This window comes from Pseudomonas sp. LBUM1653, from assembly GCF_059716115.1.
In genome coordinates, this window is the sequence record NZ_CP166803.1 from 4,931,401 (window position 1) to 4,945,326 (window position 13,926).

The 13,926-nt window shown below is 58.4% G+C and carries 15 protein-coding genes; 6 read left to right on the top strand and 9 right to left on the bottom strand.

The genetic code is table 11. The annotated features are described in order from the left end of the window. The first annotated feature begins 31 nt into the window (after window positions 1-31). Entirely contained in the window at window positions 32-679 is a 648-nt protein-coding gene (locus ACA054_RS22195; RefSeq protein ID WP_497686181.1) for a YceH family protein, read from the top strand. Window positions 680-724: 45 nt separating this feature from the next. Here the strand turns inward: ACA054_RS22195 and ACA054_RS22200 are convergent, their stop codons facing one another. Beyond that, window positions 725-1,552, bottom strand: a complete 828-nt coding sequence (locus ACA054_RS22200; RefSeq protein WP_497686182.1) for a shikimate 5-dehydrogenase — start codon at window positions 1,550-1,552, stop codon at window positions 725-727. 245 nt (window positions 1,553-1,797) lie between these two features. Between ACA054_RS22200 and ACA054_RS22205 the strand changes: the two genes are divergently transcribed. Both ACA054_RS22205 and ACA054_RS22210 read left to right on the top strand, forming a co-directional pair. Beyond that, complete coding sequence (locus ACA054_RS22205) at window positions 1,798-2,181, top strand: hypothetical protein (protein WP_497686183.1); 384 nt, start codon at window positions 1,798-1,800, stop codon at window positions 2,179-2,181. Between the two features lie 223 nt (window positions 2,182-2,404). Then, complete coding sequence (locus tag ACA054_RS22210) at window positions 2,405-2,596, top strand: hypothetical protein (RefSeq protein ID WP_497690357.1); 192 nt, start codon at window positions 2,405-2,407, stop codon at window positions 2,594-2,596. On the opposite strand, the gene ACA054_RS22215 is transcribed toward ACA054_RS22210, so the two are convergent. From ACA054_RS22215 to ACA054_RS22235, 5 genes are all read right to left on the bottom strand, one after another. Continuing rightward, window positions 2,593-3,654: an AI-2E family transporter gene (locus ACA054_RS22215; RefSeq protein ID WP_497686184.1), complete on the bottom strand. Its 1,062-nt coding sequence runs from the start codon at window positions 3,652-3,654 to the stop codon at window positions 2,593-2,595. The two genes, ACA054_RS22210 and ACA054_RS22215, sit on opposite strands and share 4 nt — an antisense overlap. 107 nt (window positions 3,655-3,761) lie before the next feature. Next, window positions 3,762-4,040 (bottom strand): helix-turn-helix domain-containing protein, encoded by a 279-nt coding sequence (locus tag ACA054_RS22220; RefSeq protein ID WP_497686185.1) that lies wholly within the window; start codon window positions 4,038-4,040, stop codon window positions 3,762-3,764. After that, a complete protein-coding gene (locus ACA054_RS22225; RefSeq protein WP_497686186.1) occupies window positions 4,037-5,389 on the bottom strand; it encodes a HipA domain-containing protein in 1,353 nt (450 codons plus the stop codon). The genes ACA054_RS22220 and ACA054_RS22225 overlap by 4 nt, the downstream gene beginning before the upstream one ends. A 308-nt stretch (window positions 5,390-5,697) precedes the next feature. Continuing rightward, window positions 5,698-7,506 carry a sodium-extruding oxaloacetate decarboxylase subunit alpha gene (gene oadA / locus ACA054_RS22230; protein WP_497686187.1) on the bottom strand — a complete coding sequence of 603 codons (1,809 nt, stop codon included), beginning with the start codon at window positions 7,504-7,506 and terminating at the stop codon, window positions 5,698-5,700. An 11-nt stretch (window positions 7,507-7,517) separates the two neighbouring features. Further along, window positions 7,518-8,933: an acetyl-CoA carboxylase biotin carboxylase subunit gene (locus ACA054_RS22235; RefSeq protein WP_497686188.1), complete on the bottom strand. Its 1,416-nt coding sequence runs from the start codon at window positions 8,931-8,933 to the stop codon at window positions 7,518-7,520. A gap of 190 nt (window positions 8,934-9,123) precedes the next feature. Here ACA054_RS22235 and ACA054_RS22240 point away from each other — a divergent pair, with 190 nt between their 5' ends. Further along, window positions 9,124-10,086, top strand: a complete 963-nt coding sequence (locus ACA054_RS22240; protein ID WP_497686189.1) for a LysR family transcriptional regulator — start codon at window positions 9,124-9,126, stop codon at window positions 10,084-10,086. Here ACA054_RS22240 and ACA054_RS22245 read toward each other — a convergent pair. The 3 genes from ACA054_RS22245 to uraH form a co-directional block, all read right to left on the bottom strand. After that, entirely contained in the window at window positions 10,028-10,240 is a 213-nt protein-coding gene (locus ACA054_RS22245; protein ID WP_497686190.1) for a PA3496 family putative envelope integrity protein, read from the bottom strand. The genes ACA054_RS22240 and ACA054_RS22245 overlap by 59 nt on opposite strands. A gap of 237 nt (window positions 10,241-10,477) precedes the next feature. Further along, complete coding sequence (hexR, locus tag ACA054_RS22250; RefSeq protein ID WP_497686191.1) at window positions 10,478-11,344, bottom strand: transcriptional regulator HexR; 867 nt, start codon at window positions 11,342-11,344, stop codon at window positions 10,478-10,480. A gap of 265 nt (window positions 11,345-11,609) precedes the next feature. After that, entirely contained in the window at window positions 11,610-11,963 is a 354-nt protein-coding gene (gene uraH / locus ACA054_RS22255; RefSeq protein WP_008031462.1) for a hydroxyisourate hydrolase, read from the bottom strand. 435 nt (window positions 11,964-12,398) lie between these two features. On the opposite strand from uraH, the gene puuE reads away from it, so the two are divergent. Both puuE and uraD read left to right on the top strand, forming a co-directional pair. Further along, window positions 12,399-13,325 carry an allantoinase PuuE gene (gene puuE / locus ACA054_RS22260; protein ID WP_497686192.1) on the top strand — a complete coding sequence of 309 codons (927 nt, stop codon included), beginning with the start codon at window positions 12,399-12,401 and terminating at the stop codon, window positions 13,323-13,325. Continuing rightward, window positions 13,322-13,837 carry a 2-oxo-4-hydroxy-4-carboxy-5-ureidoimidazoline decarboxylase gene (gene uraD / locus ACA054_RS22265; RefSeq protein ID WP_497686193.1) on the top strand — a complete coding sequence of 172 codons (516 nt, stop codon included), beginning with the start codon at window positions 13,322-13,324 and terminating at the stop codon, window positions 13,835-13,837. Before puuE ends, uraD begins: the two co-directional genes overlap by 4 nt. Window positions 13,838-13,926: the final 89 nt, after the last annotated feature.

The window sequence follows — 13,926 nt, forward strand, 5'->3', positions numbered from 1 at the left end:
CAGATCAACCGTTAGCGAGGTTCCAGACACTGTGAGTACTGAGCAAGAAACGACGTTCGACGAACCACGGCTCAACAGCACGGAAATCCGCATTCTGGGCTCGTTGATCGAGAAACAGGCCACCAGCCCGGAAACCTATCCGCTGACCCTCAATGCGCTGGTGATTGCCTGCAATCAGAAAACCAGCCGCGAGCCGGTGATGAACCTCACCCAGGGCCAGGTTGGCCAGAGCCTGCGCGCGCTCGAGGGACGCGGTTTCACCAGACTGGTGATGGGCAGCCGGGCCGACCGTTGGGAGCACAAGGTCGACAAGGCACTGGAACTGGTGCCAGCGCAGGTGATTCTGACCGGGCTGTTGTTTTTAAGGGGGCCGCAGACGGTCAACGAACTGCTGACCCGCAGCGGGCGCATGCATGATTTCGAGGATGCCGAGCAGGTCGTGCATCAACTCGAACGCCTGATTGCCCGTGGCCTGGCAGTGCTGATCCCGCGTCAGGCCGGCCAGCGTGAAGATCGCTATACCCACGCACTGGGTGATCCGGCGGATATCGAAGCGATCCTCGCTGCACGGCAAAATGCGCCGGAGCGCGGTGCTGGCGGCGCGGTGTCGGTTGAGCGAATCGAGGAGCTCGAAGCGCGAATTGCCGCGCTGGAAGAGCGCTTGGCACGCCTCGAATAAAAGGGGCGAAAGCTCGTTCCGGGCGGCGTTCCTGCTGCCCGTCAATCAATAGGCAAGGCTGCTGCGCGCAAACTCCACGGCCTTTTGAAACTGCTCATCGGTCGGGCGCACTCCGGTATAAAGCACAAATTGCTCCAGTGCCTGGATCGCAATCACTTCGAGCCCGGTGATGACATGTTTACCCTCGGCACGAGCGCGCACGATCAGCGGGGTTTCCGCGGGAACCGCGACGACATCGAAGACGATATCCGCAGCAGCAATGGCTTGGGGATCGAACGCCAACTGCTCGGCTTGCGGGCCGGTCATGCCGATAGGTGTGACGTTGATGAGCATTTGCGGGCGTTGCTCACCCAGCTCGGCTTGCCAGCGGTAGCCCAGCGACTTGGCCAACGCCTGCCCCGCGCGCTCGTTACGGGCCACGATCAGGCCATTGTGGTAACCACCATCGCGCAAGGCGCTGGCCACTGCCTTGGCCATGCCACCACTGCCAAGCAGGGCAAAAGTGCTGTCTTTGGGCACCTGGTGGGTCTGCAGCAACTGGGCAATGGCGATGTAGTCGGTGTTGAAGGCCTTGAGATGGCCGTCGGTATTGACGATGGTATTGATCGACTGGATGGCCTCGGCAGAAGGGTCCAGTTCATCGACCAGGGCAATGCAGGCTTCCTTGAACGGCATCGATACGCCGCAACCGCGAATCCCCAGGGCGCGGATGCCGCCAACGGCGCCTGGCAGGTCCTGGCTGGAAAACGCCTTATAGTAGAAATTCAGCCCCAGCTGCTCATACAGATGATTGTGAAATCGCAGGCCAAAGTTCCCGGGGCGTCCGGAGAGGGACATGCACAGCTGGGTGTCTCTGTTGGGGTTCATCTGCATGTGAATCTCCTTGTGCTGCACTTTCGGATGGACGGGATTAGCCAGTCCATCGGGTTCTGATCAATCATATTCGCATGCCCTGATCGACGCCGCGTGACCGTAAAGACGACGACACAGACCTTACACAAAATTTACCCGGCGGCTGTGCTGATTATCAAAAAAAAGCTGTCTTAGAAGTATCCCCGCGACATTCCTTGAGTCTATGGCAGACACGAGCGCCGGGTCGAAGAACCGAGGGAATCATCATGATTCGTAGAATCCCCACAGTGGCCTTGCTGATCGGCGCCCTGGCTGTCGCAGGGCAAGCAGAGGCGCATGGCGGTGGCGGTTGGGAAGGTCCGGCGGTATTTGGTGCGATCGTAGGCTCGGCCATCGTTGGCTCGGCAATCATCAACAGCAACCGGCCTGTGTATGTGACGCCACAACCGGTCTACGCTCAGCCGGTCTACGCGCAACCACAGCCGGTGTACATGGCGCCGCCTCCACCGGTCTACTACCAGCCCGCGCCGGTGTACGTCGAACAACCGATCTACTATCGCCCGGCGCCGGTCTATTACGGTCCACCTCGTGGTTACTACGGCCCGCCTCGCGGCTATTACGGCCATCCCCACGGCTACGGCCGCTGGTAGCCCGCGCCCGCAACCCGCCGTTCGTCGTCGCAGGCGTAGAACCTGGTGCGAAAGGGCCTGCTGAACGAGCAGGAAGTGGTGCATATGCTCGATCAGGTGGTCGACTGAGCGTCAGCCGCTGAGCTGACCTCAATGGCATCAATGACCACTATTGAAAACGTTGATTTTCCCTCGAAGCGCCCGAACCGTAAGGTGACCCCACAGATTAATGGAGGTCCTTATGATGTCTCAGGTTCAGATTATGTCCGTTATCGGCAGCGCCGTTCCCGCACCGCTCAGAGCGCTTGGATTGCTCGCCTGCTGGTACCTGGTCCAGGACGGCGAACAAATCAGCGGCCCGCTCACCTCGCTGCCGGACGCCCAGGCGTTGTCCCTGCAAATCGGCACGGGACAGCCAGGCCAGCTCAGTGCCTAAGGCAGCTGGACCCGCGGTTTGGTCTCGATGAAAATGTCCCAACTGGACATGAACAGGGCCGCGATCAACGGGCCGATGACAAAACCATTGAGCCCGAACAGCGCCAGGCCACCCAGGGTCGAGATCAGGATCATGTAATCTGGCATCTTCGTGTCCTTGCCCACCAGGATCGGTCGCAGCACGTTATCCACCAGGCCAATCACGAACACCCCGAACAACCCCAGCACCACGCCTTGCCAGACTGCACCGGTGAGCAGGAAAAACGCCGCCACCGGGGCCCAGACAATTCCTGCCCCGACCGCCGGCAACAGCGACAGAAGCGCCATCAACACCGCCCAGACCAGTGCGCTGGGAACGTCCAGAAACCAGAAAATCATGCCGCCCAATGCGCCCTGGGTAATCGCCACCAGCAGGTTGCCCTTCACCGTGGCCCGCACCACGCGATTGAACTTGAGCTGCAACCGGCGCTTCTGGTGCTCCTCCAACGGCACGGCCATGCGCACCTTGCGCGCGAGTTCGGCACCGTCGCGCAGGAAGAAAAACAGCAGGTAGAGCATGATGAAAAAGCTGACGATGAACTCGAACGTACCCTGGCCAAAACTGAACGCCTGACTCGCCAGTACCTGGCCGCCCGCTACTGCGCTCTTGACGATTTTCTCCCGCAGCCCGTTCAGCTCTCCCACGCCGAACCGGTCGAGCAAATGCTGGAAATACGGTGGCAAGCTGTGCTTGAACTGCGTTACATACCCGGCAATGTCCAGCTCACCGCTCTCGACACTCTTGTACAGCGCCGCGCCCTCCTGAACCAGCAGGAAGCCGATGATGATCACCGGCAGGATCGCAATCACCAGGCAGATGCTCAAGGTACACAGTGAAGTCAGGTTGCGCTGCCAGCCGAATTTGAGTTGCAACCGGCGCTGCATGGGCGCAAAGACAATCCCCAGGATCACCGCCCAGAACACCGCACCGTAAAACGGCAGCAGAATCCAGATGAACGCGATGCTCACCAACACCAGCAAAACCGCCAGCGATCTATCTTTTAGCGTGTCTTCGTTCATATCCGATCCTGGCCAGTCACCGGGACGCAACGTTACGCCCTGATGCTTAGGCCATCACAGCTCGCGCGAGTGCCGTCCGTTTGTGCAAAAAGCCATATCGACCTGACTCAACCGGGATCACGTCGAACCCGCACAACGCCCATCTTCAATCCAAACGGCTTGAACACTGCATTCAACGATTTCAGCGTCTGATTGCCTTCGCCGTGCTCGATATGTACTAACGTACGTACCGAAATCCTGCACATCTTCGCGAACTGAGTCTGATGCAAGCCGGTGACTTCGACCCGCAATCGGCGAACCGCATCGCCAATTTCAAGGGTGCCTTGAGCCAATGCCTCTTGAATGCCTTCTATGAGCACAGTGCGCTCAGCCACTGTCATGCTCATATCAACTCCCATGCTTTCAAACGTTGCTGCAGATTTTTCAAGGCAATTTGTGGGTGATTCATTGTCACGTCCGGCAGGCCGCTGGCAGTAAGAATATCGGGCAGTGCCATCAGCTGATTCGCATCTTCGCGCAGGCGCTCAAAAGAGTCTTGCACGTCACTCAATGCGGCTAACGGATCATTCGGGTCAGCGATGTCGACCAATGCCCGACACACGCCACGCCAATCAACATCACCCGCTCTCTCCAGCTCTTTTGGCCACTTGGTGGTGCGAGTCACGCCTTCGTCGTCCATCACCATGGGCGCCAAATCATAAATGGGTGCAAGCCGAAGCGATGCGCGATCGCGGATGATGGCGGTGTTTCGACCATGATTATCCGAATTACCCAGGATTTTGTTTAGTAGATCCCGACGCAGGTAATCTGCAACGAGGTTCGGAATTTGCTCCGTTTGCCCCACCTCCCGCCATAGCCCCGCCAGCATTCGAATAACTTCCAGGTGATCCAACGCGCTACCCGGTGCTGTGATGTTTGCCAGCGAGTAAATCGACTCCACGGCAAAGCGCTCGACGCCCTGGTGAGTCACTTGACGGTCAAAACGCTGCATCCACAGGCTGGGTTTGGTCGACTCCTCCAGTGCAAGCCCCTCTGCTGCCACGGTCTCGATCCCCAGAGTCTGGAGCGCCTTGTAGTAGTGGTACTCGCTTCTCAGGATGACCTGATCAGTCGCTGATCCTTTATTGCGAGCGAACTTCACGAACCAATGCCGGGTGACGTCGGCGTCGTCCAACACTGCGTCGGGATACAACAGGCCTGCCTTGTTCTGCGCCAACAAAAGCTTCGGTGCCTCGCCCCCTGCCCCCGTTGCGCCACCAATGGCCGCTCCCTGCTCATAGGCATACTCAAGAAATCGATTGCTGCGATTGATGACGTCCTGACGCTCAAACCCTATCGGCTCACGCTGATCCACCACCTCGGCAGATTCCTTTATCCGCATGTTGCCAATCGGTGCCGGCGTGCTTTTGGCCAGTAGGTATAGGTCTGCATTTATTCCCGCTGGTTTGTCTTGCCCCATACGTGCCAATAGAAACCTTTTGGCCGCACCGGCAGGCGCAATGTCGTGCACAAATGCCGGGGCGTTGGATCGACGGCCATCCCAGTCCAATGGGAATCGCGCACTGACGGCTTTGGCGAACGGCGTCCCAATCTCCTCGTAATGGTCAAAAAGATAAGTTTGTTCGTATCCAAAACTGCATCGGCTTTCGAATCCTTTTTCCGGACTGTCGAAGCTCAAAATCATGGCGTCATGCCAATTCCCAGCCGTATAGATCTGTAATGTCAGGTCGTACATCGGATGACACCTGCATTTAAATGCACTTTAGAAAGAGCAACTGAAGTCTTGACTGCAATATAGTGCATTTGAAAACATCAAAGATATGGCATAAACGCAATATAATGCAGATTTTTGCCAATACTGGATCTAATTACGCAAAATAATGCAGTTGTTAATCCTCAACCAAAAAACGACGCTGCCCACCACGCCGTCAGCCGGCGTAACGAGTCAGAGAGGCGTGACGACCTGAGCAGCAAATCCCGGACGAAAAAAAAGGGGAGCACATGCCCCCCCGAGGTTTAAAACGTTGTATTGCGGCCGTTAACTCAGCCTTCAATCTCGATCAGGATCTCGCCCGGATTCACCCGGTCGCCCTTGGCCACGTGAATGGCGGTGACTTTGCCGGCGATGGCTGCCTGGACTTCGGTTTCCATCTTCATCGCTTCGGTGATCAGCACAGCCTGGCCCGCCTTGACGGTGTCGCCTTCCTTGACCAGCACGTCGACGATATTGCCTGGCATGGTGGTGCTGACGTGGCCCGGGGCCGACGCCTGCTTGCGCTTGCTGCTGCCACCGCTGACGAATTCGTTGAGCGGTTCGAACACCACTTCTTCCGGCATGCCGTCGATGGACAGGTAGAAGTGACGCTTGCCTTCAGCCTTGACGCCCACACCGGTGATGTCGACGCGGTAGGTTTCGCCGTGGACGTCGATGACGAACTCGGTCGGCACACCTTCGCCGCCCGCCGAGGCGACGCCACCGGCTTCAGGAATCGGCAGCAGCACTTCGGGGGTCAGGGTGCCCGCCGCACGCTCTTCGAGGAACTTGCGCCCGATATCCGGGAACATGGCGTAGGTCAGCACGTCTTCTTCAGACTTGGCCAGCGCACCGATATCGGCACGCAGCCTGGCCATTTCCGGCTTGAGCAGGTCGGCTGGGCGCACGTCAATCACTTCTTCGCTGCCGATGGCCTGGCGACGCAGTTGCTCGTTCACGGGGGCCGGCGCCTTGCCGTAGCCGCCTTGCAGGTACAGCTTCACTTCGTTGGTGATGGTCTTGTAGCGCTCGCCGGCCAGCACGTTGAAAAACGCCTGGGTGCCGACGATTTGCGAAGTCGGGGTCACCAGTGGCGGGAACCCGAGGTCTTCGCGAACACGCGGAATCTCTGCCAGCACTTCGCCCATGCGGTTCAGGGCGCCCTGCTCTTTCAACTGGTTGGCCAGGTTGGAAATCATCCCGCCCGGCACCTGGTTGACTTGAACCCGGGTGTCGACGGCGGTGAATTCGCTTTCGAACTGGTGGTACTTCTTGCGCACGGCGTAGAAGTACAGACCGATCTCCTGCAGCAGCTCCAGGTTCAGGCCGGTATCGAACTCGCTGCCTTTAAGGGCGGCAACCATCGATTCGGTACCCGGGTGGCTGGTGCCCGAGGCGAAGCTGGAGATCGCAGTGTCGATGTGGTCGGCGCCGTTTTCAATGGCCTTGAGTTGGCACATGGTGGCCATGCCGGCGGTGTCATGCGAGTGGATGAACACTGGCAGCGACTGCTCGGACTTCAACGCCTTGACCAGTTCGCCGGTGGCGTACGGGGTCAGCAGGCCGGCCATGTCCTTGATTGCCACCGAGTCGCAACCCATGGCTTCCATTTGCCTGGCTTGCGCCACGAACGCATCAATGGTGTGCACCGGGCTGGTGGTGTAGGCGATGGTGCCCTGAGCGTGCTTGCCGGCAGCTTTCACCGCTTCGATGGCCACGCGCAGGTTACGCACGTCGTTCATGGCGTCGAAGATGCGGAACACGTCGATGCCGTTGACCGCAGCCTTGGCGACGAAGGCCTTGACCACGTCGTCGCTGTAGTGGCGATAGCCCAGCAGGTTCTGGCCGCGCAAGAGCATTTGCAGGCGCGTGTTAGGCAAAGCGGCGCGCAGCTGGCGCAGACGCTCCCACGGATCTTCCTTGAGGAAACGTACGCAGGCGTCAAACGTCGCGCCGCCCCAGCATTCCAGCGACCAGTAGCCAACCTTGTCGAGCTTGTCGCAGATCGGCAGCATGTCTTCGGTGCGCATGCGGGTCGCGAGCAGCGATTGGTGGGCGTCGCGCAGGATGGTGTCGGTTACATGAATCTTCTTGCTCATTGTTCTATTCCTCACAGGCCTGCGTGGGCGGCGATGGCGGCGGCGATGGCCAGGGCCAGCTCTTCGGGTTTGCGCTTGATCGAGTAGTTGGTCAGTTCAGGGTGGCTTTCGACGAAGCTGGTGTTGAACTGGCCGCTACGGAATTCCGGATTACGCAGGATTTCCTGGTAGTACGCCGCGGTGGTCTTGACCCCTTGCACACGCATGTCGTCCAGCGCGCGCAGGCCACGGTCCATCGCTTCCTCCCAGGTCAGCGCCCACACCACCAGTTTCAGGCACATGGAATCGTAGAACGGTGGAATGGTGTAGCCGGTGTAGATCGCCGTGTCGGTCCGTACGCCCGGACCGCCGGGTGCGTAGTAACGGGTGATCTTGCCGAAGCTGGGCAGGAAGTTGTTTTTCGGGTCTTCGGCGTTGATCCGGAACTGCAGCGCGAAACCGCGGTGCTGGATGTCTTCCTGTTTCACCGAGAGCGGCAGGCCGGACGCGATGCGGATCTGCTCGCGGACGATGTCGATACCGGTGATTTCTTCGGTGATGGTGTGTTCCACCTGCACCCGGGTGTTCATTTCCATGAAGTACACCTCGCCCTCGGCGAGCAGGAACTCCACGGTACCGGCGTTCTCGTAACCCACGGCCTTGGCTGCACGCACCGACAGGTCGCCGATGTAGGCGCGCTGTTCCGGGGTCAGTTGCGGGCTCGGTGCGATTTCGATCAGTTTCTGGTTGCGGCGCTGGATCGAGCAATCACGCTCGAACAGGTGCACCACATTGCCAAAGCTGTCGCCGAGGATCTGCGCTTCGATGTGCTTGGGGTTGACGATGCACTTTTCCAGGAACACTTCCGCGGAACCGAACGCCTTGGTGGCTTCGGAAATGACTCGCGGGAACGCCTGTTCAAGTTCTTCACGGCTGTTGCAGCGACGAATACCGCGACCGCCACCACCGGAAGTGGCCTTGAGCATCACCGGGTAACCGATGCGGTCGCCTTCGACCAGGGCCTCTTCGATATCCGCGACGTTGCCTTCGGTACCCGGTGTGACCGGAACACCCGCCTTGATCATGCTGCGGCGGGCTTCGGTCTTGTCACCCATGCGGCGAATGACTTCAGCCGATGGACCGATGAATTTGATCCCGCGTTCGGCGCAGATGTCTGCCAGCTCGGCGTTTTCCGAAAGGAAACCGTAGCCAGGGTGCAAGGCATCGCAACCGGTTTCCACGGCCAGGTTCACCAGCTTGCGCGGGTTCAGGTAACCGGCCAGTGGCTCGGCACCAATACTGTGGGCCTCATCCGCACGCTTGACATGCAAGGCATGGCGATCGGCGTCGGAATAGATCGCGACCGAGCGAATGCCCATTTCGGCACAAGCGCGTACGATTCGTACGGCAATCTCACCACGGTTGGCGATCAGGATCTTTTTTATCACTTGGAGTTTCCCTTGATCCGGTGGTACCCACGACCTGCTAGACGAGGTCGACGCGTGACCAAATGTTTCAATTTGGTCGCAACGCCACACTAGCGCTCACAAGGGATTAACAAAAATGAATAATTATTGGGTCATGCATAAGTAAAGACTTATAGTTGACACACCCGCCTGTGGCCAGAGTGTTCAAATAATGCGTAAGTCCTTGATGCGTATGACATTGCGTCAATTGCAGATCTTCAACGAAGTCTGCGACCTGAGGTCCTACAGCCGCGCGGCCGACGAAATGTCCCTCACGCAACCGGCCGTCAGCTTACAGATTCGTCAACTTGAGGAGCTTGTGGGCCAACCACTATTCGATTACGTCGGCAAAAAACTCTACATGACGGAAGCCGCAGAAGCCCTGCAACGTGCGAGCCGGGACATTTTCGGACGCCTGGAAAACCTCGACATGCAACTGTCGGACATGCAGGGCTCGCTGCAAGGCCAACTGAAACTGGCGGTGGAATCGAGCGCCAAGTATTTCGTACCGCATCTGTTTGCCGCCTTCAAGCGCCAGCATCCGGAAGTGAACCTGCAACTGACGGTGGTCAATCGCGCCCAGGTGATTCGGCGACTATCGGACAACCGCGACGACCTGGTAATCATGTCCATGGTGCCGCAGGACATGGGGCTGGAGTTCCTGCCGTTCCTGAACAATCCGATCGTTGCGGTAGCACCGCCGGACCACCCGCTGTGCCACCTGGGGCCATTGCGCCTGCAGGATCTTGAGCCTTACACATTGCTGATGCGCGAGGTGGGTTCGGGAACGCGAATGGCCTGTGAAGAATACTTCAAGGAAAAGCGTGTGCACTTCAACCAGACCCAGGAGGTTTCTTCCGCCGAAGCCCAGCGTGAATGCGTGCTGGCGGGTCTGGGCGTGGCACTGTTGACGCGCCACGCCCTGAACCTTGAACTGGCCACCGGCGGCTTGATCGAGTTGCCGATCGAGGAACTGCCGCTCTACCGCAGCTGGTGTCTGGTACAGGCCAAGGCCAAACGCCTGTCACCGGTGGCTCACGCTTTCCTTGCGTTCATTCGTAGCGAAAGAATTCAGATCAGCGCGCTGGTTGAGCGCTTCGACGGGAAGTTGTCGCTGCCGCCTGCCAGTAATTAAGCTCCAGGTCGCCAGCAAAATCAGCAATCTCGGCCAGAAGCTGACGCTGCTCACAGCGATCTTCGATCGCACGGCGAAACGCCATGCGGCGCTGGTCTTCCTGCTGACGACGGGTTTTGACGGCGCTGTTGCGTTCTTCGTAAAGCTGGGCCATTTCAGTTCTCCCAAGTCGAGTACGGGAGCTTCAAGATAGGCGCGAGGGATGACGGTTTGGCGGCTTGGGCGTTACAGACTGATGAAAATCACCCTGTGGCGAGGGGATTTATCCCCGCTGGGCTGCGAAGCAGCCCCAAAACCTGCGGCCACGGTGTGCCCGAAACGCCGCATGCAGTGGTTTTGCGACTGCTGCGCAGCCGAACGGGGATAAATCCCCTCGCCACAGGGACTTCAATCAGTCGTCCAGCGCTTTCACCGACTTGGGTGACAGGCGCAAGCTGCGCAGGCTGCGCTTGACGCTCTTGAGGTGGTTGACCAGGCTTGGCCCGCGGGCCATGGCCACGCCCATGGCCAACACATCGATCACCACCAGGTGGGCGATACGCGAGGTCAGCGGCGTGTAGATTTCGGTGTCTTCGTGAACGTCGATGGCCAGGTTGACGGTCGACAGTTCGGCCAAGGGCGTCTGGCTCGGGCATAAGGTGATCAACGAGGCGCCGCTCTCCCGGACCAGGTTGGCGGTGATCAGCAAATCCTTGGAGCGGCCGGACTGCGAAATGCAAATCGCCACGTCACTAGGCTTCAGCGTGACCGCCGACATCGCCTGCATGTGCGGATCGGAATACGCCGCCGCCGTGAGCAGCAAGCGAAAGAACTTGTGCTGCGCATCCGCCGCCACCGCACCGGAGGCGCCGAAACCATAGAACTCGACGCGCTGGGCCTTGGACATGAGCGTCACCGCCCGCTGCAACTCCAGCGGATCGAGCTTCTCCCGAACCTCCATCAGCGTGTGCAGGGTGGTGTCGAAAATCTTCAGGCTATAGTCGGCGACCGAATCGTCCTCATGGATCGCGAACTGCCCGAAACTCGCCCCTGCCGCCAGGCTCTGGGCCAGCTTCAGCTTCAAGTCCTGGAAACCCGAGCAACCGATAGCGCGACAAAAGCGCACGATGGTCGGCTCACTGATACCCACGCTGTGGGCCAGGTCGGCCATGGAACTGTGCATCACGGCCGCAGGATCAAGCAAAACGTGATCGGCGACCTTGAGCTCCGACTTGCGTAACAGGTGGCGTGACTGGGCGATGTGTTGCAGCAGATTCAAAGGGCTGGACTCTTTTTTATTTGGCAGGCGCCGGAGATGTAGCACGCTTGTAGTTATACTACATGAATCGCGTTTTTGCCTGCTGAATAAGTAACTGAATTGTCTTCGTCACACCCTGTTTTGGCGGGATGGGCTTTATGTAGCAGCAAATCCGGCCTTTGCCGCCAAAGATTTTTTGCGAAAAAAAGCCCGCAGTGTGAGCGGGCGAAAGACCAAAGAAGCTATATGCGCAGTCGCTTCTATGAGGAGAAAGCTGCTTGGGGGATCAACTTCCTCGGTACGTTGAATAGCTATAGGGCGAAATGAGCAGTGGCACATGGTAGTGATCCTGCTCGGCAGAGATGCCAAAACGCAGCACCACCACATCCAGGAATGCCGGCTCCGGCAGCTGAACACCTCGGGCGCGGTAGTAGTCGCCCGCATGAAACTGGACCTGATAGACCCCGGTCCGGTAGTCATCACCCTGCAGCAGCGGTGCATCGACACGACCATCGCTGTTGGTTATCGCACTGGCGACCAATTCCAGCTGCGATCCTTCAACGCGGTACAACTCGACCTTGATCGAGCTGCCCGGGCAACCATGTGCAGCGTCCAAAACGTGTGTAGTCAAACGTCCCATTGATTCTGCGCGCCTGCCTGCGTGGAGCAGCCAGACTTCGCGCCTCCCGAAGTCAGGTGAAAAGGAGACCGCACCGTTTCGGAGCACGAAAAGCTGCGGCGAGCGATTGATTAAGACACTTTTCAAAAAAATTGTACACAATAAAAACGACATTTTTGCGACTGACGGCGCCATCGATGGAAATACCGCCGATTTCCTGCGAAACCATACATCCTCTGAACCGCACAATCATTAACTGACCAGTCAGGCAGATTTCTTGCAGGTGCGTGTCAATAGCAGGCAAAGATGACCGTTAACGAAAAATGCAAAAAATCAGGCTTACAAAGTGAATATAAAGTTGTATACAATCATCCCATCGCTGTGACGCCAGCCAGTGATCCAACCTTTAGTCGCGTCACACCAACTGTCACCACGAATACAAGAAGGAAGACTGCAGTGAGCGCTGACTACCCTCGCGACCTGATCGGTTACGGCAGTAACCCTCCGCACCCACACTGGCCGGGCAATGCCCGCATCGCCCTGTCCTTCGTACTCAATTACGAAGAAGGCGGCGAGCGCAATATCCTGCACGGCGATAAAGAATCCGAAGCTTTCCTCTCGGAAATGGTCTCGGCGCAGCCGCTGCAAGGCGCGCGCAACATGAGCATGGAATCGCTTTACGAGTATGGCAGCCGCGCCGGCGTATGGCGGATTCTGAAGCTATTCAAGGAATTCGACATTCCGCTGACCATCTTCGCCGTGGCCATGGCCGCCCAGCGTCACCCGGATGTGATCCGCGCGATGGTCGATGCCGGCCACGAGATCTGCAGTCACGGCTACCGCTGGATCGACTACCAATACATGGACGAGAATCAGGAACGCGAGCACATGCTCGAAGCGATCCGCATCCTCACCGAAATCACCGGCGAGCGTCCGCTGGGCTGGTACACCGGTCGCACGGGCCCCAACACCCGCAAGCTGGTGATGGAAGAAGGCGGTTTCCTCTACGACTGCGACACCTATGACGACGACCTGCCCTACTGGGAACCGAACAACCCGACCGGCAAGCCGCACCTGGTGATCCCGTACACCCTGGACACCAACGACATGCGCTTCACCCAGGTCCAGGGTTTCAACAAGGGCGACGATTTCTTCGAGTACCTCAAGGATGCGTTCGACGTGCTCTACGCCGAAGGCGCCGATGCCCCGAAAATGCTGTCGATCGGCCTGCACTGCCGCCTGATCGGCCGTCCGGCGCGTCTGGCTTCGCTCAAGCGCTTTATCGAATACGCTAAAGGTCATGAACAGGTGTGGTTCAGCCGCCGCGTCGACATCGCGCGCCACTGGCAAGAAACCCATCCGTACCAAGGGGCCGCGAAATGAGCGCCTTTCAAACATTGAAACCATCGACCTTGAGCCGCGACGCCTTCGTCAAAGCCTTTGCCGACATCTACGAACATTCGCCATGGGTGGCCGAGAAGGCCTTCGACCTGGGCCAGGACGCTTCGATCGACGAGATCGAAACCCTGCACCAGCGCATGAGCGACATCCTGTTGAGCGCCGATCACGAAAGCCAGCTTGAGCTGATCGTTGCTCACCCGGACCTGGCCGGCAAAGCCGCCGTCCAGGGCCAGCTGACCGAAGCCAGCACCAATGAACAAGCTGGCGCCGGTATTCACCAATGCACGGCCGAAGAGTTTTCTCGCTTCACCGAGCTGAACGACGCCTACAAGGCCAAGTTCAAGTTTCCCTTCATCATGGCGGTAAAAGGCAGCAACCGGCATCAGATCCTCGCGGCGTTCGAAACGCGCATTCACAACCCGCAAGACACCGAGTTCAAGTGCGCGCTGGCGGAGATCAACAAGATCGCCCTGTTCCGATTACTGACCCTATAGCAAGCTTCCCTTGTAAAAAGTATCCGGGTGTTTAAACGCGAAAATACCCAGGGCAGCAAGCATCCCAAGCCAACTTATTAAAGGCAGAC